The sequence below is a fragment of the Enterobacter sp. AC1 genome, from assembly GCF_050434705.1.
In the GTDB taxonomy this organism is placed as follows: Bacteria; Pseudomonadota; Gammaproteobacteria; order Enterobacterales; family Enterobacteriaceae; genus Enterobacter; species Enterobacter cloacae_L.
Genome location: NZ_JBNDIZ010000003.1, coordinates 352080 through 377402, shown reverse-complemented (window position 1 = coordinate 377402; position 25323 = coordinate 352080). Strand labels below are relative to the sequence as shown.

The following is a 25323-nucleotide window of genomic DNA, read 5'->3' as shown; positions in this document are numbered from 1 at the left end:
GCATTGTGAAATTATTCACCGTCGAGTGAAACGTCAGGACGCCATTGGCGGAACTGCTCCAGCGGCATCGGACGGCTAATCCAGTATCCCTGAAGGAAGTTAACGCCATGCTCGCGCAGCCAGGCGGCCTGTTCCGGCGTTTCTACGCCTTCGGCAACGGTCAACATACTCAGTCGTCTTGCCAGCGTCAGAACCGCATCCAGCACCGGTGACGTCACGGTCTCGGTGCCGATCGCATTCACGAAACCACGGTCAATTTTGAGGTAGTCCATGGTGAAATGCTCAAGATAGATCAGCGCGCTGTGGCCGGTGCCAAAGTCATCAATGGCTATCTCAAAGCCTTCGTTATGCAGCCATTCGAAGAGGCTGTTGGCTTCCCGATGGTTAAGCATGTCGCGCTCGGTAATTTCCAGCACGATCTGGAAGTAATCCGGCGGCAGGAGGGCTTTGAAGGTGCGCATGTCGTCTTTGAAGCTTTCCGCATGCAGATGCCCCGGCGCAATGTTGATGCCCACCTTTGCGCCCGGAGGGAGCAGCGTTTGTAACACGGGGGCATCACGAATAATAAGATCAAAGAGATGCAGCGTCAGCGGAACAATCAGCTTCTGGGCTTCGGCAAAATTGATAAACGCGTCCGGCGGAATTTCCCCCATGGTCGGGTGTTTCCAGCGCATCAGCACTTCAAGCCCGGTCATCCTGAGCGATGCGGCATCGACGACGGGCTGATACACCACGTAAAACTGGCCGCGCTTGATGGCGCTTAAAATCTCTTTGCCAGGATTGAGCCGTATGCTGAGGATATAGTAATTGAGCGATCCGGCACAAATTCCACAGACCAGCCCGAAGAACAGGGCGTAGAGAATTTCATCGCTGGTCCATGCGTCCGCATAAAGATTAATGGTCAGGGGAACGTCTTTCAGCGTCGCGGTGCGTGCCGGGATCTCACGTAAGTCATGCGCCTTCACCAGCGTGCTGGACCGCGTTGACAACGCATGATCGCCAATGATGATGGCGATGCCCGCGAATTCATCCTGGCGTGCGGTATAGAGCAGGTAAGGCGTCAGATTAAGATTCACCGAGGTAAACACGCCGCCGTCCTTCACTAACGGGTTACGGTACCAGATGGCAATCGCGGGCTTATTGGGCAACATCGGGGTGCCTGGAAGCAGTGCCATATCGATCTGCTTATCAATGTGCAGCTCGGGTATCAGCCCCTCCATCGGGGTATTCATCGGGCCCGTGGCAGAAGAGCAGAACGCCATTTTGTCTCTGACCAGCAGGAATGCGCGAACGTTAATGCTAAAGGCGGCGCGCGAGGTGAGCTCCTGGCTGACGTCATGGCAACTGTTCAGCGTGAGCGGCTGGAGGGCATCGATGGCGCTTTTTAACTCATCGAAATAGCTTTCCATGTAGATGCTGACGTCGTGAATCAGGGTGTCGAATTTGACTTCGCGCTTGTGGTAGCTCCAGAAAAATTGCAGCGACCCCAGGAGCAGGGCGGCAATAAGGCCTGTGATAATGCTGAGGATCAGTATCTTGCGATTACTGGAGAAGTAGCGGGTGAACATAGACGTCGTGATTCCTGAAATGCCGCTGGATGTATTCAGTGTAATGGGCAAAAAAAAACACTGCCGAAGCAGTGCTTTTTTTCATCATATCGTCAGCCAAGGGATAACCAACGATACAATTATCATATTAACTGCGGGTCAATACGCGGCGCGCTTCGTTATAGCGCTTCTTCCAGTACGGCTCGTTCATGCTGGAAATGGTCACACCGCTGCTGGTGGAGGCATGTACAAACTGGTCGTTACCAATATAGATGCCAACATGTCGACCCGTGGAACCTGCACGGAACAGAACTAAGTCACCGGTGCGAAGTTTAGTGCGCGAAATCGACTTGCCCATCTCCTGCTGTTCATAGGTTGAACGCGGAAGATCTAACCCAAACTGCTCGCGGAACGTACGCTGTACAAAACCGGAACAATCAATACCTGTTTTTGTGCTGCCGCCAAGACGATAGCGCACGCCTTTCCAGCTAGCATACTGGTCCATAATGCGGGACTTCACGTCCAGATTACGTACCATATTTTCAAATTCATCCTGAGAGGCTTGCAGTGACGAGGAATCTTCCATTCCCACAACACGCGTCTCAGGATGCATATTCTTTGCGGTGTTCGATGTACTACATGCAGACAACAGTACCGCGACTGCTATCGCCGGGATCCCCCGTAAGATATATCTCAGAAACGGTTGAGATTTGACCATTTTGTTTATTATCCCTTGAAGTCCTTAACGACAAATATCGTTATAAAAATGCCAAACGTGACGAGACTAATTATCTGTTCACATTGAGACAATTCTTTCTGGTCACATTTGTGGCACAGCGCACAAAATTATTCACCAGCGAAATAATTATCTCTATGGGGCAAAACGAGTTCGAGATTAACCGATTGCCAGGGGTATTGCGAGTAAAAAAAGCCTTTTTTTTATAAGAAAATGTGATACAGAAAGTAAAAATCCGTAATTGCTTAAATTACCGTCAGATCCGACGCCTAATCGCGCAATTGCTTCATTTTTATCATGAATATGATGACGAGAATATGACAGTGGGGAAAGATCGCGCTGGGAGCAGCATCAGGGATCATGTCGATCCCTGATAGCTAGCGTTAATTTGAGTGAGTTATTTGTTTAATTATTGTTGCGCTTTGCCGGGAAGATAGCGATCGAACAACGCTATTATCCTGTCGCTCAGCGGGGTCAACAGACACCACGGCAGCGCAATCAGCGCAACGGAAAGCGAACCGACGGCAATATCGGTGAACCAGTGGGCGCCAATCATTACGCGCGGGAAGGCAAAAACCACAAAAATAATCAGGGCTATGGCAAAGGCTTTTTTGCCGAAATAGCGAAGCATAATTGCGGAAAAAATAAGCAGCATCATCCCGTGATCGCCGGGGAAACTGTCCTTCGACGCATCTTTTGTTGGAATATGCAGCAGCTCGCTGACGCGATAAATATCGGTGAAGAACAGCGTTGGGCTTGAACGCTTCACCGGAATAATCGCAGTGGCAAGCTGGTTAATTAGCACAGCAAACAGCAGCATCACCAGGCCGATAATCAGGATGCGCCGACGTCCGGCCTTATCCTCTTTCAGCCAGAAAGAGAGCATCAGGCAGCCCATGGCCAGCAGGGAGAAGCCGTCAAAGGCGCGGTTGTTGGTGATTGCCACCAGCCACAGGAACGCGTTGCTCTTCACCAGCTCCTGGTTGAAGAAGTGAAAAATGGCAGAATCCAGCGGGAACCAGAAACCATGATCCGCCGGGATATACCAGGAGAAGAACAGCGCCAGGCCGGCGACATTAAGCAGTAATATCAGGGGAAATCGAGTTGTCATAACGTTCTGCATAGAGTGAAAACTGGGGCAACGTTAGCCGCCCGAACTTAAACGAATCCTCAACAGGCTGGACTGTAGGGCATTCCAGTCGGCGTTAACCGCACTAATTAACTCTATACGGCTGTCAGGCGGCGCCACATTTTGCGTTTCGATAAAGAAATCGTCGCCCTGGCGATTGATCCGCACCAGGCCGTCCGGCGTGCGCATGATCCCTTTCACGCGATCGACGGGCGCAAGTCTGGCCCACTCCAGAATCCCGATGGTGTCGAAAACGGTGTCAGCATCAAAAATCCATCCACAGGCCTGATATCCCTGGCCGCTGTTCAGATTACGACGCCAGCGCTGGTGCTCCGGCAGGCTCAGTGCAGCCAGACCCTGCTTAATCGGATGACCGTGCGCGTGATCCGCGCTGGCAGGCAGCTCGGTGAGGTTCAGACGAGGCAAGTCAAGCAGGGCGCCGTCAATTTTCCCCTGTGTGGCCTGCACTCGCGTGCGGTTGCCGCCGAAATGCTGCCACCACGCGTCCAGCGCGGCCTGGCTTTCCGCCGTGGCGCGATCTTCTTTATTGGCGACGATAACGTCTGCCGAGGCGAGCTGATCGCGGAAGTTCTCATTGGCCACCGATTTTTCATCCAGTAGCTGACGAGGATCGAGCAGGCACAGGGTGGCGCGCAGATCGATCCACGGCTCGTACACCGGGGCGGTGAGTAAATCGAGGATCTGCTTCGGGTGACCGAGCCCGGTGGGTTCAATCAGCAGACGGTCGGGTTTGCCCTGACGCAGCAGGGTATTGAGCCCCACCTGCATCGGCAGGCCATTGACGCAGCACATGCATCCACCGGGGATCTCTTTAATCATCGCGCCGCTGGATGACAGCAATGCGCCATCAATGCCCACCTCGCCAAATTCATTGACCAGCACAGCCCATTTCTCGGCCGGATCTTTATTCGCCAGCAGGTGAAGAATGGAGGTGGTTTTACCGCTGCCGAGAAAACCGGTGATGAGGTTGGTTTTGGTCACGTGTGCTCCGCAAGAGAATTGTGATGCTATAACACTATTCTCTTATCCTGGCGAAAAATGTGCCCAATGAGAAGGGGAAGGGCGAACGGAGGCCGCATCCGTTCGCGTTAAGCGCAATAATCGCTAAATATTTAACGTTTCAATAACAGCCTGACGCGCGCCGCGGTGGGCTATGCGCTGATATGCCTGGCTGACAGCATCAACAAACGTGCGGTTTTGCGCGAGATCGTGTCCAAAGACCTCGCTCAGCCCCAGCAGCGCGTTGACGCGCCCGGCGTCGCTGCTGGCGTCGACAATCGCGCGGATTTTCTCGCTGAGGGGATCGCGAACGTCAATCGCGTTGCCACGGTCATCGGTACCGCTGACATAGCGTATCCACCCGGCCACGCCCAGGGCCAGCAGCGGCCACGGCGTTTTCCGCTCAAGATGGACGCGGATCCCATCCAGCATTCTCTGGGGCAGCTTCTGGCTGCCGTCCATCGCAATTTGCCACGTGCGATGCTGAAGTGCCGGGTTGGCAAAGCGTTCGAGCAGGCTGTCGGCGTATGCGGTAAGGTCGACATCCTTAATACGCAATGTAGGAGCCTGTTCGTTCAGCATGAGCCGCCGGGCGGCTTCGCGGAAGGCTGCGTCTTCCATACATTCATTAATATGCGCGTAGCCGGCGAGATACCCCAGATACGCCAGGAAAGAGTGGCTGCCGTTGAGCATGCGTAACTTCATCTGCTCCCACGGCAGAACGTCCTGCACCATCTGGACGCCCGCAGCTTCCCACGCCGGACGGCCGGCGACAAAATTATCTTCCACTACCCACTGAATAAACGGCTCGCAGCTGATGGCGCACGGATCTTCAACGCCGAGCGCGTCGGTGATTTCCGCCAGCGAGGCTTCGGTCGCGGCGGGAACAATCCTGTCGACCATCGTTCCCGGGAAACTGACGTGGCTATCAATCCATTCTGACAGCGCTGCGGAACGTTTTTGCGCCATGCCCAGCACCGCGTTTTTCACCACGTGCCCGTTGTCGGGAATATTGTCGCACGAAAGCACGGTAAAGGCGGGCAGGCCGCGCTCGCGGCGGCGGTGGAGCGCTTCGACCAGGATCCCAGGGGCGGAATGCGGCTCTGAGGGGTTTTCAAGGTCGTGGACGATCCGGGCGTTGTGTAAATCCAGCTTACCGGTCGCGGGATCGATACAGTAGCCTTTCTCCGTGATGGTGAGCGACACAATCGCCACCTGAGGCTCACAAAATTTCTCAATAATCGCCGGCAGAGAGTCCAGCTTTGCGTTCAGGCATTCGTGGACGGCACCGACGATAATCGGCTGATTGCCTTCTGCGCCTTTCTCCAGCACGGTAAACAGATGATCCTGCGCGCGCAGCTGGCCCATCAGCACGTCGCCGCTGAAAAGGCTAATCTCACAAATCCCCCAGTCGCCGCCTTTTTCATTCAGCACCCGGTTTGTTAACAAAGCCTGGTGCGCGCGGTGAAAGGCACCAAAGCCAAAATGGACGATGCGGGAGCGTAATTGCGACCGATCGTAGCGAGGTTGCTGAACGTGGGCAGGAAGCGAGGTGGAGGCAATTGTCTTCATGAAATACACACCTGATTAACCATTAATTAACAATGTCAGTGTAAAGTTATATGACAGCAAATAAAATTGGTGAGCCGTAAATATCCCCGTTCTGTGAGTTTGATCAATCAATGTGTGGCGGTATGTTGACCCTTAGCGGCAAACATGTATGGTAGTCGTCATTGCAGTAACGCATATTGGTATAACAACTTAAGAGGGTGAGGCAATGGAACAAACCTGGCGTTGGTACGGGCCGAACGATCCGGTTTCTCTTGATGATGTGCGTCAGGCTGGCGCAACGGGTGTCGTCACGGCGCTGCATCATATTCCTAACGGTCAGGTATGGCCGATTGAGGAAATTCAACAGCGTCAGGCGCTGCTGGCGGAGAAGGGATTAACCTGGTCTGTGGTGGAAAGTATTCCGGTTCATGAAGAGATCAAAACCCATTCCGGTGAGTACCAGACCTGGATTGCTAACTACCAGCAGAGCATTCGCAACCTGGCGGCCTGCGGCATTGATACGGTCTGCTATAACTTCATGCCCATTCTGGACTGGACGCGGACCGACCTTGAGTATCAGATGCCGGACGGTTCAAAAGCGCTGCGTTTCGATCAGATTGCCTTTGCGGCATTCGAACTGCACATTCTGAAACGCCCTGGTGCCGAAGCGGATTACACCGCAGAAGAGCAGCAGCAGGCGCGTGAGTGGTTTAACGCCGCTAGCGAAGCAGACATCGAAAAGTTGACCCGTAATATTATTGCTGGCCTGCCGGGTGCTGAAGAGGGGTATACGCTGGATCAGTTCCGCGCGCGTCTGGCTGAATACGGCGATATTGATAAGCACCAGCTGCGTGAAAACATGGCGTATTTCCTGCGCGCTATCGTGCCGGTCGCTGAAGAGGCGGGAGTGCGCCTCGCCGTGCACCCGGACGATCCACCGCGTCCTATCCTTGGCCTGCCGCGTATCGTTTCCACCCTTGAAGATATGCAGTGGCTAAAAGAGACGGTAAACAGCATCTATAACGGCTTTACCATGTGTACCGGCTCCTACGGCGTGCGCGCGGATAACGATCTGGTACGGATGATTGAAACCTTCGGCGATCGTATCCACTTCACGCATCTGCGTGCGACCTGCCGTGAAGCGAACCCGAAAACCTTCCACGAGGCGGCGCACCTTGGCGGCGATGTGAATATGGTCGCGGTGGTGGATGCTATTCTGGCGGAAGAAGCACGTCGTAAGCAGGCTGGCGATGTGCGTCCTATCCCGTTCCGTCCGGATCACGGACACCAGATGCTGGACGATCTGCGTAAGAAGACCAACCCGGGCTATTCGGCGATTGGCCGTCTTAAAGGAATGGCGGAAGTGCGCGGCGTTGAGCTGGCGCTGAAGATGACGAAGTATCCGGAGCTTCTGTAAGCTCTGTTGCCCGGTGGCGCTACGCTTACCGGGCCTACACAAAAACCGGCCTGAGAGCCGGTTTTTGTGTTTTTGTAGGTCGGGTAAGGCGAAGCCGTCACCCGACAAATGCCGCAATCAGTCAGCGCGACCCATATAGCGTTTTTCTTCGATATGGATGCGGATTTTCTCGCCAGCGGAGAGATATTCCGGCACCTGCACAACCAGGCCGGTCGTCAGGGTAGCCGGTTTGTTGCGGGCACTTGCTGATGCGCCTTTGATGCCAGGCGCGGTTTCAACGATTTCCAGATCGACGGTCTGAGGCAGTTCCAGCGCCAGCAGCACGCCGTCCCAGGTCAGAACCTGCATATCAGGCATACCGCCTTCAGGGATGAACAGCAGTTCTTCTTCGATCTGATCTTTGGTGAAGATGTACGGGGTGTAATCTTCTTTATCCATGAACACGTATTCGTTGCCGTCGATGTAGGAGAAATCGACATAGCGGCGGGTCAGGGTCACGGTATCGACGATATCGTCACCTTTAAAGCGCTCTTCCACTTTCAGGCCGGTACGCACATCGGCGAAACGCATTTTGTACAGCGTTGCTGCACCACGGGCGCTCGGGGCCTGAATGTCGATATCTTTCACAATCAGCAGTTTGCCGTTGTAATTCAGCACCATACCTTTCTTAATTTCGTTCGCTCTTGGCATTGCAGTAATCCTGTTTACGGAAGGTAAAAAATATCGCGCCAAATTACTCGCGCGCGGCCTTTCAGGCAAGAGGAATTCGCGGCTTTTGCTATCAATACGCAAAAGGTGTTACTGTGCGCGCGATGCCCGACTGCGCGGGCGTCCGTCAGCGAAAGAGAGCATTTATGGATTGCCGTCCAGACTGTGGCGCGTGCTGTACTGCACCGTCCATTTCAAGTCCCATTCCAGGAATGCCCGAGGGCAAGCCTGCCAATACCCGCTGCGTTCAGCTCTCGGAAACGAATCTGTGCATGATCTTTGGCTCACCGTTGCGCCCGAAGGTCTGCTCCGGCCTTCAGCCCACTGCCGAAATGTGCGGCAGCACGCGAGGGCAGGCGATGACGTACCTTCTTGAACTGGAAGCGCTCACCGCGCCCTAAACGTCTTTAATCCGCGTCAGGCAGCCAATCGTCAGCGTACACATCACCAGCGCAATCCAGAACACCGTGTGGTAGTTCCAGATTTCAGCCACGACGCCAGCCATTGAGCCGGCGATAATCCAGCCCACGCGGGTGGTATTAGTATAAAGGGTGGTGGCAGAGCCTGCCTGACCCGGCATCAGATCCTGGAAGTAGAGCATGCCTATCCCGGCGAGAATGCCAATATAAATGGCGTTCAGCAGCTGTAAAGCCAGCAACAGCCCCGGCGTATGAACCGTCAACATACCGATATAGAACAGCAGGCCGGCGACGGCGGCGATGCGCATTAAAAAACGCTTCCCAAAGCGCTTTGCGTAATAGCCCGCGATAAGCATGGTCGGGATTTCAAGCCCGGCTGCGGTACCCATCATAATACCCGCCAGCTTCTCCGACAGGTGCAGTTCATCAATAATAAACAGCGGCATATTGATGATATACAGGCTGTTGGTACCCCACATCAGCGTGCAGACAACAAACAGGAGCAGGGCATCGCGGCGGTTGCGGCGCGGCGCTTCCAGCACGCCCGTTACCACTTTCGGCTCTTTGCGCATGGACGGCAGAAAGAACCACACCAGCACGCCGCACGCCACAAATGCGACGGCCGCGCTCAGGTACATCACCGTAAAGCCAAACCCCATCGCCAGCGCGTAAGCCAGCGGCGGGCCAATTACCCACGCCAGCGACACCTGAGCACGCAGAACGGAGCTGAACATCACCGCTTCACGCCCGGTATGGTCGGCGTGTTCGCGGGCAAGGGCGAACATCTGCGGGTTCGCCGTCGAGCCAAAGCTGCTCAGGAACACCCCGACGAAGAGCAAAATGAAATAGTTGCGGTTCCAGGCAAACAGAACGCAGGCCAATACCCCCAGCAGACAGCAGAAAACGATCAGGCTTTTACGATCGCCTTTTCTGTCGGATCGCCCCGCCAGAAACTGACTGACCAGAATGCCGATGATGGCGCTGCCGGTAAAAAAGAAGCCGACCATTGCCGGGCGGGCGTGAACCTCATTCGTCAGAAATAAACTCAGCGTCGGCGTCTGTAACGCACCGGCAATGCCCGTGAAGAAGGCAACAACCAGAAATGCCGCTGAGGTTAAATCAAAGGGCTTCGGCGAGGCGGCCGCAGGGGTGTTATGCATGTTTTATAATTAGCGAGTAGCAGAGAGGAGGCGGAGTTTACGCCGTCAGCTAAAAAATAAACAGTGGGTGCGGTCAATGATGCCACGAAAAATCAAAATGGCATTTCAACTTCTGAACAGGCTGGCTGACCTTAGCTGAAACTGACTTGCTGAACTTCAGCAAAATTCAGCTGAACGAAGAAGAAATGTGCTGTATCTCTAAATTCTGACATCAGAAAGACGAGTTTACTTGCAAGGCTTTGCAGAAAGCGCAAGACTTTTTGAAACGTTTCAGCGCTATCTTGTTTAAACAAACGGAGCAGGCTAGCGCATTTTTTCTTATTAAAGCTGAAACGATTCAAGTTCAGCAGGAGTGGAGAACCATGTTCCAGTTATCTGTTCAGGATATCCACCCGGGCGCTCAGGCCGGGGATAAAGAAGAGGCTATTCGCCAGGTTGCCGCTGCGCTTGTGCAGGCGGGTAACGTCGCGGACGGCTATGTAAACGGCATGCTGGCGCGTGAGCAGCAGACCTCAACCTTCCTCGGCAATGGCATTGCCATTCCGCACGGCACAACCGACACCCGCGATCAGGTGCTGAAAACCGGCGTTCAGGTTTACCAGTTCCCGCAGGGCGTGCTCTGGGGTGACGGTCAGGTGGCTTACGTGGCTATCGGTATCGCGGCCAGCAGCGACGAACATTTAGGCCTGCTGCGTCAGCTGACGCATGTCCTGAGCGATGACGCGGTAGCTGAACAGCTTAAGTCCGCTACGACGGCGGAAGAGCTGCGCGCCTTGCTGATGGGCGAAAAACAGAGTGAAGCGCTGAAACTGGATAACGAAACGCTGACGCTGGACGTGGCAGCCTCCGATCTGGTGACGCTGCAGGCGCTGAACGCGGGTCGTCTGAAAGAAGCCGGTGCGGCAGATGCCACCTTTGTCACCCGCGCGATCAACGATAAGCCGTTGAATCTGGGGCAAGGTATCTGGCTGAACGACAGTGCTGAAGGCAACCTGCGCAGTGCTATCGCCGTGAGCCGTGCGGCCAATGCGTTTGACGTCGAAGGCGAGCGCGCAGCCATGCTGGTGACCGTAGCGATGAACGACGATCGGCCGGTTTCCGTGCTGAAGCGTCTGGGCGACCTGTTGCTGAACAACAAAGCTGAAAAACTGCTGAACGCTGATGCCTCTACCGTGCTGGCACTGCTGACCAGTGATGATGCGCTGACGGATGACGTGCAGTCGGCGGAGTTCGTTGTGCGCAACGAGCACGGCCTGCATGCCCGTCCTGGCACCATGCTGGTGAATACCATTAAACAATTCGAGAGTGAGATCACCGTGGCGAATCTTGATGGCACGGGCAAACCGGCCAACGGCCGTAGTCTGATGAAAGTTGTCGCGCTGGGCGTGAAGAAAGGCCACCGACTGCGTTTCACCGCGCAGGGTGCGGATGCTGAACAGGCGCTGAAAGCGATTGGCGACGCCATCGCTGCAGGTCTGGGGGAGGGCGCATAATGAGCAGACGTGTTGCGACTATTACGCTGAACCCGGCTTATGACCTGGTGGGATTTTGCCCGGAAATTGAGCGCGGCGAAGTCAACCTCGTGCGTACCACTGGCCTGCATGCTGCGGGTAAAGGGATTAACGTCGCGAAAGTGCTCAAGGATCTCGGTATCGATGTCACCGTGGGCGGATTCCTCGGTAAAGATAACCAGGATGGCTTCCAGCAGCTGTTCAGCGAGCTGGGCATTGCCAACCGTTTTCAGGTTGTTCAGGGCCGTACCCGTATCAACGTTAAGCTGACCGAGAAAGACGGTGAAGTGACCGATCTCAACTTCTCTGGCTTCGAAGTAACGCCATCAGACTGGGAACGTTTTGTTAACGACTCGCTGACCTGGCTTGGCCAGTTTGACATGGTCTGCGTTAGCGGCAGCCTGCCGTCCGGCGTGAGCCCGGAGGCGTTTACCGACTGGATGACGCGCCTGCGCAGCCAGTGCCCGTGCATTATTTTCGACAGCAGCCGCGATGCGCTGGTGGCGGGTCTTAAAGCCTCTCCGTGGCTGGTGAAACCAAATCGTCGCGAGCTGGAGATCTGGGCAGGCCGTAAGCTGCCAGAATTAAAGGATGTGATTGAAGCTGCCCATGCGCTGCGCGAGCAGGGTATCGCTCACGTGGTGATTTCGCTGGGTGCTGAAGGGGCGTTATGGGTTAACGCTTCAGGTGAATGGATTGCCAAACCGCCGTCAATGGAAGTCGTGAGTACCGTTGGCGCGGGGGATTCCATGGTTGGTGGCCTTATCTACGGTCTGCTGATGCGTGAATCCAGTGAACATACTTTACGTCTTGCCACCGCCGTTGCTGCCCTGGCCGTAAGCCAGAGCAATGTCGGTATTACCGATCGTACCCAGTTAGCCGCGATGATGGCGCGCGTTGACTTAAAACCTTTTAACTAACAGCAGGAGAGGAATAATGAAAACGCTGCTGATCATTGACTCCGGTCTCGGACAGGCTCGCGCCTATATGGCGAAGACCTTGCTGGGCGCGGCGGCACAAAAAGCACATCTGGATATTATCGATAATCCAGGCGATGCGGAGCTGGCCATTGTACTGGGCGATAAAATCCCGGCTGACAGTGCGCTGAACGGCAAAAAAGTGTGGCTGGGCGATATTAATCGCGCGGTGGCACACCCGGAACTGTTCCTGAGTGAAGCGAAAGGTCACGCGTCCGTCTACAGCGCGCCTGTCGCGACGGCGCCGGCTGCGGCCTCAGGGCCGAAACGCATTGTGGCGGTGACGGCCTGCCCGACGGGCGTAGCTCACACCTTTATGGCGGCTGAAGCCATTGAAACCGAAGCGAAAAAACGCGGCTGGTGGATAAAAGTTGAAACCCGCGGCTCCGTTGGTGCCGGCAACGCCATCACCCCTGAAGAAGTGGCTGAGGCCGATCTGGTGATCGTGGCGGCGGATATCGAAGTGGATCTGGCGAAATTTGCCGGTAAGCCTATGTACCGTACCTCTACCGGCCTGGCGCTGAAAAAAACCGCTCAGGAGTTTGATAAAGCGCTGGTGGAAGCGAAGCCGTATCAGGCAACCGGCGCGCGTCAAACCGCAACGGAAGGTAAGAAAGAGTCTGCAGGCGCCTATCGCCATCTGCTGACCGGCGTGTCTTACATGCTGCCGATGGTGGTTGCGGGTGGTCTGTGTATTGCCCTCTCGTTCGCATTTGGCATTACCGCGTTCAAAGAACAAGGAACGCTGGCCGCTGCGTTAATGCAGATTGGCGGTGGATCCGCGTTCGCGCTGATGGTCCCCGTTCTGGCAGGCTTTATTGCCTTCTCCATCGCTGACCGTCCTGGCCTGACGCCGGGTCTTATCGGCGGTATGCTGGCCGTGAGCACCGGTTCCGGCTTTATCGGCGGTATCATCGCCGGCTTCCTGGCCGGTTACGTCGCGAAGCTCATCAGCGCGAAGCTGAAGCTGCCGCAAAGTATGGAAGCCCTGAAGCCGATTCTGATCATCCCGCTGATTTCCAGCCTGGTGGTCGGTCTGGCGATGATTTACCTGATTGGTAAACCTGTTGCGGGCATCCTGGCGGGTCTGACCCACTGGCTGCAAACCATGGGCACCGCTAACGCGGTTCTGCTGGGGGCTATCCTCGGTGGCATGATGTGTACCGACATGGGTGGTCCGGTGAACAAAGCGGCGTACGCCTTTGGCGTTGGCCTGCTGAGTACCCAGACCTACGCGCCGATGGCGGCCATCATGGCGGCCGGTATGGTGCCTCCGCTGGCGCTCGGTCTGGCGACGATTATTGCCCGCCGTAAGTTCGACAAAGCGCAGCAGGAAGGCGGTAAAGCCGCGCTGGTGCTGGGTCTGTGCTTCATCACCGAAGGGGCGATTCCGTTCGCGGCCCGTGACCCAATGCGCGTGCTGCCGTGCTGTATCGTGGGTGGTGCTGTGACGGGGGCTATCTCCATGGCGGTTGGCGCAAAACTGATGGCACCGCACGGCGGCCTGTTTGTTCTGCTGATCCCTGGCGCTATCACCCCAGTACTGGGCTACCTGCTGGCAATCGTTGCCGGTACGCTGGTGGCGGGTCTCTCTTACGCAGTGCTGAAACGTCCGGAAGCGGAAGTCGTGGCAAAAGCAGCGTAAGCAATAAACAACAAAAAAGCCGGGTTGCATTATGCCCCCGGCTTTTTTTTATGCCGCCTGTTCAGCAGTTTGCTGCGCCTTGAGCCAGGCAATCTCTTCTGCCCAGATATCCGGATTGATGGTTTCAAGCACCATCGGAATACCGTCGAAGCGGGCGTCCTGCATGATAAAGCGGAACGCGTCATGGCCGATGTTGCCTTCGCCCAGGCTGTGGTGGCGGTCAACGCGGCTGCCAAAGGCGCTTTTCGCATCGTTTAGGTGCATTCCGCGCAGATACTTAAAGCCCACGATGCGCTCAAACTCATCAAACGTGTTTTTCGTTGCCTCGGTCGTGCGCAGGTCATAGCCGGCCGCAAAGGCGTGGCAGGTATCAATGCACACGCCGACGCGGGTTTTATCTTCCACGCCGTCAATAATGGCCGCCAGATGTTCGAACTTAAAGCCGAGGTTGCTGCCCTGACCGGCGGTATTCTCAATCACCGCGGTGACGCCCTGGGTTTTATCCAGGGTGATGTTGATGGACTCAGCAATGCGCGCCAGGCAGGCATCTTCATCGATTTGCATCAGGTGGCTACCCGGATGGAAGTTCAGCAGCGTCAGCCCCAGCTGTTCGCAGCGCTGCACTTCATCCAGAAACGCTTCGCGAGACTTATCCAGCGCTTCCTGAACCGGGTGCCCGAGGTTGATCAGGTAGCTGTCGTGGGGGAGGATCTGGCCGGGCCCGTAGCGGTATTTCTCACAGGCGGCTTTGAAGTCATCAATCACTTCAGAGGTCAGCGGCGCGGCGCGCCACTGACGCTGATTTTTGGTGAACAGGGCGAAAGCGGTTGCCTCAATTTCGGCGGCGCGAATGGCGGCATTCGCAAGGCCACCTGCAGCGCTAACGTGCGCTCCAACATATTTCATAAAAAAACTCCTGCTAACCCGAAACGCTTATGATAGCGGGTTAGCAGGAGAAGGACGAGATGGTTTATGCCATCAGGCTATGGACCACGAGGTTAATGGCACCGCCACCGACAATCAGCCAGATGAAGAGCACCAGCGCCATCAGCAGCGGTTTCGCACCGGCTTTTTTCAGCGCGCTGACGTGCGTGGTCACCCCCAGCGCCGCCATTGCCATTGCCAGCAGCACGGTATCCAGCGTCACCAGCATATCGACTACGGCTTTTGGCAGCAGGTGGAAGGAGTTGAAAATCGCCACCACGATAAACAGGATCGCAAACCACGGAATGGTGATTTTGCTTTTCTGGCTGCCACCCGCCGGAGCCAGCTGTTTAACCCGCGCGGCCAGGAAAATCAGGAACGGCGCCAGCATCATTACGCGCAGCATTTTGGCAATCACCGCCGCGTTTTCGGCTTCCGGGTTAATGGCGTGTCCTGCTGCGACTACCTGGGCCACTTCGTGCATGGTTGAGCCAATATAAATGCCGTACGTTTCCGGGCTAAACCAGTGGGCAACCAGCGGATACATCGCCGGGTAGAGGAAAATTGCCAGCGTACCGAAGATCACCACCGTCGCCACCGCTACTGTCACCTTGCTGGCTTCGGCTTTAACGACGGGTTCCGTTGCCAGCACCGCCGCGGCCCCGCAGATACTGCTCCCGGCCCCGATCAGCCAGCTGGTGTGCTTATCCAGGCCAAAGACTTTCTGACCGATAAAGCAGGCCAGCAAAAAGGTGCTGGTGAGGGTCAGGACGTCGATGGCGATCCCGCTCACGCCCACATCTGCAATCTGCGAGAAGGTGAGACGAAAGCCGTAAAGAATGATCCCCAGACGCAGCAGATGCTGTTTAGCGAAGATCACGCCGCCGTCGCAGGATTTCCAGATACGCGGGTAGACGGTATTGCCCACGACCATGCCGAGCAGTATTGCCAGGGTTAATGCGCTAAAGCCTGCCCCCGCGATGGCCGGAATACTTCCGCCCCATAGCGCCACGCCGGTAACCGCTGCGCTGAGCGCAAGACCCGGCACGAAGTGCCACAATGTACGATGATGCTGTAAGGTGAGTTCTGACATAACCTTCTCCTTTGTCTGGCTAAAGGTTACGGCGCTCTGGCTTAAAAATAAAATTGATTATATACTTATAATTAATCTATATAAGTGGTAAGTAACCATGCACATTACATTGCGTCAGCTGGAAGTCTTTGCCGAAGTGCTGAAAAGCGGATCGACAACGCAGGCCTCGCAGATGCTGGCGCTCTCTCAATCTGCGGTTAGCGCGGCGTTGACCGATCTTGAAGGGCAGCTGGGCGTCCAGCTTTTCGACAGGGTAGGGAAGCGTCTGGTGGTCAACGAACATGGCCGTCTGCTCTATCCGCGCGCGCTGGCGCTGCTCGAGCAGGCTATCGAAATCGAACAGCTGTTCCGCGAGGACAACGGTGCGATCCGCGTCTACGCCAGCAGCACCATCGGGAATTACATTCTGCCGGAAGTGATTGCCCGCTACCGCCGGGATTTCCCAACCCTGCCGCTGGAGATGAGCGTGGGCAATAGCCAGGACGTCATCAACGCGGTGATCGATTTCCGCGTGGATATCGGCCTCATCGAAGGACCCTGCCATAACGTCGATATTATTGCCGAGCCCTGGCTGGAGGATGAGCTGGTGGTGTTTGCTTCCCCGGCCTCGTCTTTACTGCAGGGGGAAGTGACGCTGGAACGCCTCGCGCAGGCGCAGTGGATCCTGCGCGAGCAGGGCTCCGGCACGCGTGAAATTGTCGATTACCTGCTGCTTTCCCATCTGCCGCATTTCCAGCTGGGGATGGAGCTGGGGAACTCAGAGGCCATCAAGCACGCGGTGCGCCACGGGCTGGGCATCAGCTGTCTTTCCCGGCGCGTCATTGCTGAACAGCTTGAGACGGGCTCGCTGGTGGAAATCCCCGTTCCGCTTCCGAAACTGGTGCGCACCCTGTGGTGCATCCATCATCGTCAGAAACACCTTTCCAGCTCGCTGCAGCGTTTTCTGCGCTATTGCGAGATGTAATCTTCCCCTCTCCCCAAAAGGGAGAGGGGAAAGCCCCGATTTCTGCTTTACTTATAATCCTGGCCGAGTCATGAAGCTCTCTTATAACTGAGTATTTCTGCCGGAAGGAACGCGGATCGTCTGCTACAATCGCGCCTCATTTATTAAATGGACAGCATTTTCATATGGTTTCAGAAATTAAAACCACAGAAGCGCCCACGCTACGTCGTGAACTGAAGGCGCGTCACCTGACGATGATCGCGATTGGCGGTTCAATCGGTACAGGTCTTTTTGTTGCCTCTGGCGCAACGATTTCGGCAGCAGGCCCGGGTGGGGCACTTTTCTCTTATATTCTGATTGGCCTGATGGTGTACTTCCTGATGACCAGCCTGGGCGAACTGGCCGCGTACATGCCGGTATCCGGTTCGTTTTCGACCTACGGTCAAAAATACGTTGAAGAAGGCTTCGGTTTCGCGCTGGGCTGGAACTACTGGTACAACTGGGCGGTCACCATCGCCGTTGACCTTGTCGCCGCACAGCTGGTGATGAACTGGTGGTTCCCGGATACGCCGGGCTGGATCTGGAGCGCTCTGTTCCTGGCCGTCATCTTCCTGCTGAACTACATCTCCGTGCGCGGTTTCGGCGAAGCGGAATACTGGTTCTCTTTGATCAAAGTGGCAACCGTCATCATCTTTATCGTCGTCGGTGTGGCGATGATCGTTGGTATTTTCAAAGGCGCTGAACCTGCGGGCTGGAGTAACTGGGCGATAGGCGATGCACCGTTTGCCGGTGGCCTTTCGGCGATGATTGGCGTGGCAATGATTGTCGGCTTCTCCTTCCAGGGGACCGAGCTGATTGGCATCGCCGCCGGTGAGTCAGAGAACCCGGAGAAAAATATTCCGCGGGCGGTCCGTCAGGTCTTCTGGCGTATCCTGCTGTTCTATGTGTTCGCGATCCTCATTATCAGCCTGATCATTCCGTACACCGATCCAAGCCTGCTGCGCAATGACGTTAAAGACATTAGCGTCAGCCCGTTCACGCTGGTCTTCCAGCACGCCGGCCTGCTTTCTGCCGCGGCAGTGATGAACGCCGTTATCCTGACCGCCGTGCTTTCAGCCGGTAACTCCGGGATGTACGCGTCCACCCGTATGCTTTACACGCTGGCATGCGACGGTAAGGCACCGCGTATCTTCGCGAAACTGTCCCGCGGCGGCGTCCCACGTAACGCGCTGTACGCGACAACGGTAATCGCCGGTCTGTGCTTCCTGACCTCCATGTTTGGCAACCAGACGGTGTACCTCTGGTTGCTTAACACCTCAGGGATGACGGGCTTTATCGCGTGGCTGGGCATTGCCATTAGCCACTACCGTTTCCGCCGCGGCTTCGTCAAGCAGGGTCATGATATTAACTCGCTGCCGTATCGCTCCGGCTTCTTCCCGCTGGGACCCATTTTCGCCTTCATTCTTTGCCTGATCATTACGCTCGGACAGAACTATGAAGCGTTCCTGGCGGACACCATTGACTGGGGCGCCGTCACGGCGACCTACATTGGTATTCCGCTGTTCCTCGTCATCTGGTTTGGCTACAAGCTGACGAAAGGAACACACTTCGTTCGCTACAGTGAAATGGAATTCCCGGAACGATTTAAACAATAACCGCACTTCCTCTCTCTTTAGCCCGCTCATTCGAGCGGGCTTTTTTATTCCCGCGTCCTGAAACAAAGATATATTTCTTAACAATTTAATTGATAATAATTATCGTTTGCTTTATCGTTATCAAAAATAAGCGTGTCACCGACCCACCGCAGATGTGGGCGGCAAGGAAGACGCTGTGAGCGATGATGATTTGATTTAGTTGTATTTACCTCATGGAGATATGGAATGTTTAGGTTGAATCCCTTCGTCAGGGGAGGACTTTGTGCGTCCGCAATGTCCCTGGCCCTGCCTGTTATCGCAGCGGAATCCGGCGACACAATGGTTGTAACGGCCTCCGCGACCGAGCAAAACCTGAAAGACGCACCCGCAAGCATCAGCGTGATTACCCAGGAAGATTTGCAGCGCAAACCCGTTCAGAATCTGAAAGATGTGTTACGGGATGTGCCGGGCGTTCAGCTCACGAGCGAAGGGGACAACCGTAAAGGGGTAAGTATTCGCGGACTGGACAGCAGCTATACGCTGATCCTGATCGACGGCAAGCGCGTCAACTCCCGTAACGCGGTGTTCCGTCATAATGATTTCGACCTCAACTGGGTGCCGGTTGACGCCATCGAACGAATCGAAGTGGTGCGCGGACCGATGTCTTCTCTTTATGGTTCCGATGCGCTGGGCGGCGTGGTGAACATTATCACCAAAAAAATCGGCCAGAAATGGACGGGCACCCTGAGCGCCGATTCCACGATTCAGGAACATCGCGATCGTGGAGATACGTATAACGGTCAGTTCTACACCAGCGGACCGCTGGTCGACGGCCTGCTGGGGCTGAAAGCCTACGGTAGCCTCGCGAAGCGTGAGAAAGACGCTCAGCAGAAATCATCCACTACGGCGAGCGGTGAAACACCGCGCATTGAGGGCTTCACCAGCCGCGATGCGAATGTGGAATTCGCCTGGACACCGTCTGAAAATCACGACTTTACGGCGGGCTACGGTTTCGACCGTCAGGATCGTGACTCGGATTCCCTCGATAAAAACCGCCTTGAACGTCAGAACTACTCTCTCAGCCACAATGGTCGCTGGGGCGTCGGCAACAGCGAGCTGAAGGTTTACGGCGAAAAGGTGGATAACAAAAACCCGGGCAACAGCAATCCGATCACCTCCGAGAGCAACGCGGTGGACGGAAAATACGTGCTGCCGATGGGCGAAATCAACCAGTTGCTGACCTTCGGCGGCGAATGGCGTCACGATAAGCTGAAAGACCCGGTCAACCTGACGGGCGGTTCCAGCAGCAGTACCTCGACAAGCCAGTATGCTCTGTTCCTGGAGGATGAGTGGCGTATCTTTGAACCTCTGGCGCTGACCACCGGCATCCGTATGGACGACCATGATACCTACGGTGACCACTGGAGTCCGCGAGCCTATCTGGTCTACAACGCGACCGATACCGTAACGGTGAAAGGCGGCTGGGCTACCGCGTTTAAAGCGCCGTCACTGCTGCAGCTGAGCCCGGACTGGGTCACCGGCTCGTGCCGCGGTGCCTGTGAGATTGTCGGTAACCCGGACCTGAAACCGGAAACCAGCGAGAGCTTTGAATTCGGTCTCTACTACAGCGGAGAAGAGGGCTGGTTAGAGGGCGTGCAGGCCAGCGTCACCACCTTCCAGAACAATGTGGATGACCGCATCAGCATTAGCCGTACGGCCAATGTGAATCAGGCGCAGGATTATCCTAACTACGTTGGCCTGAATGCGGACGGCGAACCGATTTTCCGCTACTACAACGTCAACAAGGCGCGCATCCGTGGGGTGGAAACCGAGCTGAAATTCCCGCTGGCGGAAGACTGGAAAGTGACGCTGAACTACACCTATAACGACGGTCGTGATATCAGCAACGGTGGCAACAAGCCGCTGTCCGATCTGCCGTTCCATACCGCCAACGGTACCGTTGACTGGAAGGCGACGCAGGACTGGTCGTTCTATGTTCAGGGCAACTACACCGGTGAGAAACGCGCGCTGACCAGTAGTGCACCAACGCCGGGTGGCTACGTCATCTGGAATACCGGCGCCGCATGGCAGGCGACGAAAAGCGTGAAGCTGCGTGCGGGCGTGCAGAACCTGCTGGATAAAGATCTGAGCCGTGACGATTACAGCTATACGGAAGATGGCCGCCGTTACTTCGTGGGTGTGGATTACAAGTTCTGATCCAGTCAGGTTAAAAGCAAAACGGCAACGTAAGTTGCCGTTTTTAGTGTTTATTCCCTCTCCCTGTGGGGTGAGGGATCCCCAGTAATTTTTTTAACCGGAAGCGATGAATGTTGCTTCGGAAAAATTAATGGCTTACAGCGGTGCCCTGGTCCGGCTGTACATCGCCGAGGCGTTTCCGTAAGGCCGGGGCGAGGCGCAGGGATGCGCCGAGAGGGCGGGCTTTACAGGGACGTTACCTCCGCCCGTCCCCGATAAGCCGGTAGGAATAAGCTGAGGGCACCGCGAAGCGGCGATTTACCGCCGGGAGCCCGGGTCGCCAGGGTGGTGGCGATTGAGCCACCCTGGCACGTTCACAGGCCATGCCGTTACAGAGTAGCAAGGTACATAAAGTGAACGGAATGACCACCAGAGCCGTATGTTCCCCCTCACCCCAGCCCTCTCCCTCAAGGGAGAGGGGGTCGTCTGTGCAGGCATTATTTTGTGGGGATCCCTCAGCCCTGCGGGAGAGGGTTAGGGTGAGGGCATCAGAGCGCACTTAACCGCACTTAACCGAACAAATGCTCCGCATGGAAGCGGAGATGGTCCTCAATAAAGGACGCGATGAAGTAATAGCTGTGATCGTATCCTGGCTGAATGCGCAGCGTCAGCGGCCAGTCCTTCTGGCGCGCTGCTTCTGCCAGTACCGCAGGCTGTAGCTGACCGGCGAGGAACTGATCCGCATCACCCTGATCGATAAGAGTGGGAATGGCCTCTTCAGGGTTGCTGTTCAGCATCAGCGCACAGCTGTCCCATGCCAGCCATTTTTCCGCATCTTCACCCAGATAGTGGGTAAAGGCTTTTTGCCCCCACGGCACCTGTGAGGGGTTCACGATAGGGGCAAATGCCGACACGCTGGTGTATTTACCCGGGTTTTTCAGCGCCATTATCAGCGCCCCGTGACCGCCCATCGAGTGGCCGCTAATCGCGCAGCGGTTACCCACCGCAAACTGAGCCTGCACCAGGGCAGGAAGCTCATCGCGAATGTAATCGTACATACGGTAGTGGCGTGCCCAGGGCTGTTCGGTCGCATTCAGATAAAACCCGGCGCCTTTGCCCAGGTCATATCCTGCGTCGTCAGCCACATCATCGCCACGCGGGCTGGTGTCTGGCATCACCAGCGCAATGCCCAGCTCGGCGGCAATACGCTGCGCGCCCGCTTTGGTGGTGAAGTTTTCGTCGTTGCAGGTCAGGCCTGAAAGCCAGAACAGAACCGGCGGGTTTTCCGTCGGGGGCAGGAAAATATTGAACGTCATCGCACAGTTGAGAACGGTGGAGTCGTGCCGCCAGCGCTGCTGTCGACCTTCAAAACAACGGTGCTCTTCGAGCAGTTCCATGCAGGGCTCCTTAATGAGAATGCGCATTCATACCATCCATAATACAGCGTTTTCATTGACCTGTGAGCAACTTTCTCTTTCACCGGACGGCGAGATGCTGCATCATAAATTTACTTTTCTTTAACATTTGGAGCAGTCATGGCGCTGCGTATTGCGCTCAGTGGGTTCGTCGTTCTGGTGGTGGCAATGGGGATCGGGCGCTTTGCCTTTACGCCTCAGGTGCCGCTGATGATTGCTGCCGGGCAGCTTACGCTGACCAGCGCGGGCCTGGTGGCGGCGATGAATTACCTGGGCTATCTGGTGGGCGCATGGGATGCGATGCGCGCGCACCGCTTTGTTGAAACGCGCCTCTGGCTGGGCATCACGGGCGCGGTGGCGTTGACGCTGCTCTCTGCCGCGGCGGATAACGCCGTTGTACACGGTTTGCTGCGCTTTGTGATTGGCTGCATGAGCGGCTGGTCGATGGTGCTGATTGCCGCCTGGACTAACGAGCGCCTGGGGCAGCTGGGTAAACCGGGCCTGAGCGCGGCCGTGTTTGCCGGCCCGGGAGCGGGAATAGCCCTGAGCGGGCTCCTCGCCGTCTATATTCAGGCGAAATCCCTGTCGGCCGGGGCGGCATGGCAAATCTACGGCGTGCTGGCGCTGGCGCTGATTGCCCTGGTGGCGCGCTACCTGCCGCGTTCCGGTCAACTTCATCGACCGGGAACCGCGCCGGAGCCGCTGGTGCTGACGGCAGATTTAAAACGCCTGGTCTGGAGCTACAGCCTGGCCGGGTTTGGCTATATTCTGCCGGCGACCTTCCTGTCGCAAATGGCGGCAGTACGTTTTCCCGGCAGCCTGTTCGCCCAGTTCGTCTGGCCGATTTTTGGTATCGCCGCCGTGGTGGGGATTGCGATCAGCATTCTGTTGCGCCACACCTCAACGGCTAACCGCAGGCTGGCTATCGTGCTGTGGTTGCAGGGGGCTGGCGTGCTGGCGGCCTGGCTGCTGCCGGGAATAGTTGGATTGCTGACGGGGGGGCTGCTGGTGGGTGGCGGTTTCCTCTGCGCCGTTCAGCTCTCGCTTTTATACGGCCGCGAGCTGGCACCGAACCACACGCGGTATATGGCGGGTCTGCTTACCACCGGGTATGCCATAGGGCAGCTGGTAGGGCCGATGACCTCGGCGTTATCAACCTGGCTTACCCACCGGCTGGAGCCTGCGCTGGGGCTGGCGGGCGTTGCGCTGTTCGTCGGCGGGGCTCTGGTCTGGAATCGTCACGCTGAAAGGCAGCAGCAATTGCAATAATTATCGTCGTGAATACTGGATTATGTGCGCGGCCTCACGCACAATGAGCGCATACTTTTGCCACAACGAGGGCAAAAGACGCCACACCTGCAGGAGAACAAAATGTCATCACTCAGTAAAGAAGCTGCCCTGGTCCACGAAGCCCTGGTTGCGCGCGGTCTTGAAACGCCACTGCGTCCGCCCGTACAGGATCTGGACAATGAAACCCGCAAGCGTCTGATTGCCGGTCATATGACCGAGATCATGGAGCTGCTGAATCTCGATCTGAGTGACGACAGTCTGATGGAGACGCCGCACCGCATCGCAAAAATGTACGTCGACGAAATTTTCTCCGGCCTGGATTACGCCAACTTCCCGAAAATTACCGTCATCGAAAACAAGATGAAAGTGGACGAGATGGTCACGGTACGCGATATCACGCTGACCAGCACCTGCGAACACCATTTCGTCACCATCGACGGTAAAGCGACCGTGGCGTATATCCCAAAAGATACGGTGATCGGCCTGTCGAAGATCAACCGCATCGTGCAGTTCTTTGCACAGCGTCCGCAGGTGCAGGAGCGTCTGACGCAGCAGATCCTGACCGCGCTGCAAACGCTGCTGGGCACCAATAACGTGGCCGTCTCTATCGACGCGGTTCACTACTGCGTGAAAGCGCGCGGCGTGCGTGATGCGACCAGTGCAACCACCACAACCTCGCTGGGTGGTCTGTTTAAATCAAGCCAGAATACCCGCCAGGAGTTCCTGCGCGCCGTTCGTCACCACAACTAAGTCTTACAGGGCAGGGACCATGGAGCGAAACGTCACGCTCGATTTTGTTCGCGGCGTCGCCATTCTCGGTATCCTGCTGCTTAATATCAGCGCCTTCGGCCTGCCGAAGGCGGCTTATCTCAATCCTGCATGGTATGGCGACATCACGCGCAGTGATGCCTGGACGTGGGCAATCCTCGATCTCTTTGCCCAGGTCAAATTCCTCACGCTCTTTGCCCTGCTGTTTGGCGCAGGCCTGCAGCTCCTCCTCAAACGCGGTACGCGCTGGATACAGTCGCGCCTGACGCTGCTGGTACTTCTCGGGTTTATCCACGGTCTGCTCTTCTGGGACGGCGATATTCTTCTCGCGTATGGCTTAGTCGGGCTCATCTGCTGGCGCCTTATTCGCGACGCGCACAGCGTGAAAAGCCTGTTTAACACCGGCGTGATGCTCTATATCATGGGGCTTGGGGTACTGCTGCTGCTGGGGATGATCTCCGGTGAGGCGACAAACCGTGCCTGGGTCCCGGATGCCGCTAACCTGCAGTACGAGCAGTTCTGGAAGCTGAAGGGCGGTACGGAAGCGATAAGCAACCGTGCGGATATGCTGGGGGATAACCTCCTTGCGCTGGGCGCGCAATACGGCTGGCAGCTGGCGGGAATGATGCTGATGGGCGCGTCGCTGATGCGCACCGGCTGGCTGAAAGGCGAATTTAGCCTGCGCCACTATCGCCGCACGGGCGCCGGGCTGGTCCTGCTCGGCGTGCTGATTAACCTTCCGGCGGTGATTGCGCAGTGGCACCTCCACTGGGATTACCGCTGGTGCGCTTTCCTGCTCCAGGTGCCGCGTGAACTGAGCGCGCCGTTCCAGACCATCGGCTATGCGGCGCTGATCTATGGCTTTTGGCCAACGCTTTCTCGCCTGTGGATTGTCAGCGCTATCGCCTGCGTGGGCCGCATGGCGTTAAGCAATTACCTCCTGCAAACGCTGATATGCACCACGCTTTTCTATCGCTTTGGCCTGTTTATGAAATTCGACCGCCTCGCGCTGCTGGCGTTTGTTATCCCGGTCTGGGTAGTAAACCTGGCGTTTTCTGTTCTCTGGCTACGCTATTTCCGCCAGGGACCGCTGGAGTGGGTGTGGCGTCAGTTAACCGCACATGCTTCAGGGATATCATTGAAAAATACATCCAGATAACGATCTGGATCACAATCATTAACAAAACGGATGTAAGCGTTTTCATGAGTGTGAGCTTCTTCACGTAGTCCCCTTTCTCTC

At 56.2% G+C, this 25323-nt stretch carries 21 protein-coding genes; 11 read left to right on the top strand and 10 right to left on the bottom strand.

The annotated features are described in order from the left end of the window. Positions 1-11: 11 nt before the first annotated feature. The 5 genes from M2433_RS11515 to M2433_RS11495 all read right to left on the bottom strand — a co-directional run bounded on the left by M2433_RS11515 (position 12) and on the right by M2433_RS11495 (position 6004). Complete coding sequence (locus tag M2433_RS11515) at positions 12-1568, bottom strand: cyclic di-GMP phosphodiesterase (RefSeq protein WP_429054283.1); 1557 nt, start codon at positions 1566-1568, stop codon at positions 12-14. Positions 1569-1695: 127 nt separating this feature from the next. After that, positions 1696-2265 (bottom strand): bifunctional murein DD-endopeptidase/murein LD-carboxypeptidase, encoded by a 570-nt coding sequence (gene mepS / locus M2433_RS11510; RefSeq protein ID WP_047346578.1) that lies wholly within the window; start codon positions 2263-2265, stop codon positions 1696-1698. A 427-nt stretch (positions 2266-2692) separates the two neighbouring features. Continuing rightward, complete coding sequence (locus tag M2433_RS11505) at positions 2693-3394, bottom strand: phosphatase PAP2 family protein (RefSeq protein ID WP_429054284.1); 702 nt, start codon at positions 3392-3394, stop codon at positions 2693-2695. A gap of 33 nt (positions 3395-3427) precedes the next feature. Further along, positions 3428-4414, bottom strand: coding sequence for a CobW family GTP-binding protein (locus tag M2433_RS11500; RefSeq protein WP_429054285.1), 987 nt, complete (start codon positions 4412-4414; stop codon positions 3428-3430). Positions 4415-4537: 123 nt separating this feature from the next. Beyond that, positions 4538-6004 carry a mannitol dehydrogenase family protein gene (locus M2433_RS11495; RefSeq protein ID WP_429054286.1) on the bottom strand — a complete coding sequence of 489 codons (1467 nt, stop codon included), beginning with the start codon at positions 6002-6004 and terminating at the stop codon, positions 4538-4540. 205 nt (positions 6005-6209) lie between these two features. On the opposite strand from M2433_RS11495, the gene uxuA reads away from it, so the two are divergent. Further along, entirely contained in the window at positions 6210-7400 is a 1191-nt protein-coding gene (gene uxuA / locus M2433_RS11490; protein ID WP_059311501.1) for a mannonate dehydratase, read from the top strand. Positions 7401-7517: 117 nt separating this feature from the next. On the opposite strand, the gene yeiP is transcribed toward uxuA, so the two are convergent. Continuing rightward, complete coding sequence (yeiP, locus tag M2433_RS11485; protein WP_008500940.1) at positions 7518-8090, bottom strand: elongation factor P-like protein YeiP; 573 nt, start codon at positions 8088-8090, stop codon at positions 7518-7520. Positions 8091-8254: 164 nt separating this feature from the next. Here yeiP and M2433_RS11480 point away from each other — a divergent pair, with 164 nt between their 5' ends. Continuing rightward, complete coding sequence (locus M2433_RS11480; protein ID WP_023312483.1) at positions 8255-8509, top strand: YkgJ family cysteine cluster protein; 255 nt, start codon at positions 8255-8257, stop codon at positions 8507-8509. Here M2433_RS11480 and setB read toward each other — a convergent pair. Continuing rightward, positions 8506-9687, bottom strand: coding sequence for a sugar efflux transporter SetB (setB, locus tag M2433_RS11475; protein WP_429054287.1), 1182 nt, complete (start codon positions 9685-9687; stop codon positions 8506-8508). The two genes, M2433_RS11480 and setB, sit on opposite strands and share 4 nt — an antisense overlap. Positions 9688-10049: 362 nt before the next feature. Between setB and fruB the strand changes: the two genes are divergently transcribed. Genes fruB through fruA form a run of 3 tightly spaced genes read left to right on the top strand, consistent with a single transcriptional unit; the run spans position 10050 to position 13820 of the window. Further along, a complete protein-coding gene (gene fruB / locus M2433_RS11470; protein WP_429054289.1) occupies positions 10050-11180 on the top strand; it encodes a fused PTS fructose transporter subunit IIA/HPr protein in 1131 nt (376 codons plus the stop codon). Beyond that, a complete protein-coding gene (gene fruK, locus M2433_RS11465; protein ID WP_115875857.1) occupies positions 11180-12118 on the top strand; it encodes a 1-phosphofructokinase in 939 nt (312 codons plus the stop codon). Before fruB ends, fruK begins: the two co-directional genes overlap by 1 nt. 16 nt (positions 12119-12134) lie before the next feature. Continuing rightward, positions 12135-13820 (top strand): PTS fructose transporter subunit IIBC, encoded by a 1686-nt coding sequence (gene fruA, locus M2433_RS11460; RefSeq protein WP_429054290.1) that lies wholly within the window; start codon positions 12135-12137, stop codon positions 13818-13820. 48 nt (positions 13821-13868) lie between these two features. Here the strand turns inward: fruA and nfo are convergent, their stop codons facing one another. Beyond that, on the bottom strand, positions 13869-14726 hold the full coding sequence (nfo, locus tag M2433_RS11455) for a deoxyribonuclease IV (protein ID WP_429054291.1): 858 nt from the start codon (positions 14724-14726) through the stop codon (positions 13869-13871). 64 nt (positions 14727-14790) lie between these two features. Beyond that, on the bottom strand, positions 14791-15837 hold the full coding sequence (locus tag M2433_RS11450; RefSeq protein WP_429054293.1) for a YeiH family protein: 1047 nt from the start codon (positions 15835-15837) through the stop codon (positions 14791-14793). A 97-nt stretch (positions 15838-15934) separates the two neighbouring features. Between M2433_RS11450 and yieE the strand changes: the two genes are divergently transcribed. From yieE to cirA, 3 genes are all read left to right on the top strand, one after another. After that, a complete protein-coding gene (gene yieE, locus M2433_RS11445; protein WP_024908171.1) occupies positions 15935-16801 on the top strand; it encodes a DNA-binding transcriptional regulator YeiE in 867 nt (288 codons plus the stop codon). 164 nt (positions 16802-16965) lie between these two features. Next, positions 16966-18435 carry an amino acid permease gene (locus M2433_RS11440; protein ID WP_047652522.1) on the top strand — a complete coding sequence of 490 codons (1470 nt, stop codon included), beginning with the start codon at positions 16966-16968 and terminating at the stop codon, positions 18433-18435. A gap of 225 nt (positions 18436-18660) precedes the next feature. Beyond that, positions 18661-20631 (top strand): catecholate siderophore receptor CirA, encoded by a 1971-nt coding sequence (cirA, locus tag M2433_RS11435; RefSeq protein ID WP_059311497.1) that lies wholly within the window; start codon positions 18661-18663, stop codon positions 20629-20631. 548 nt (positions 20632-21179) lie between these two features. Here cirA and fghA read toward each other — a convergent pair. Further along, positions 21180-22007, bottom strand: a complete 828-nt coding sequence (fghA, locus tag M2433_RS11430) for an S-formylglutathione hydrolase (RefSeq protein ID WP_429054296.1) — start codon at positions 22005-22007, stop codon at positions 21180-21182. Between the two features lie 138 nt (positions 22008-22145). Between fghA and M2433_RS11425 the strand changes: the two genes are divergently transcribed. From M2433_RS11425 to yeiB, 3 genes are all read left to right on the top strand, one after another. Continuing rightward, the gene (locus tag M2433_RS11425) at positions 22146-23294 is read left to right on the top strand and encodes a YbfB/YjiJ family MFS transporter (RefSeq protein WP_429054297.1); all 1149 of its coding nucleotides are present in this window, start codon (positions 22146-22148) and stop codon (positions 23292-23294) included. A 102-nt stretch (positions 23295-23396) separates the two neighbouring features. Beyond that, the gene (gene folE, locus M2433_RS11420) at positions 23397-24065 is read left to right on the top strand and encodes a GTP cyclohydrolase I FolE (protein WP_023312471.1); all 669 of its coding nucleotides are present in this window, start codon (positions 23397-23399) and stop codon (positions 24063-24065) included. A gap of 19 nt (positions 24066-24084) precedes the next feature. Continuing rightward, the gene (yeiB, locus tag M2433_RS11415; RefSeq protein WP_429054299.1) at positions 24085-25242 is read left to right on the top strand and encodes a DUF418 domain-containing protein YeiB; all 1158 of its coding nucleotides are present in this window, start codon (positions 24085-24087) and stop codon (positions 25240-25242) included. Positions 25243-25323: the final 81 nt, after the last annotated feature.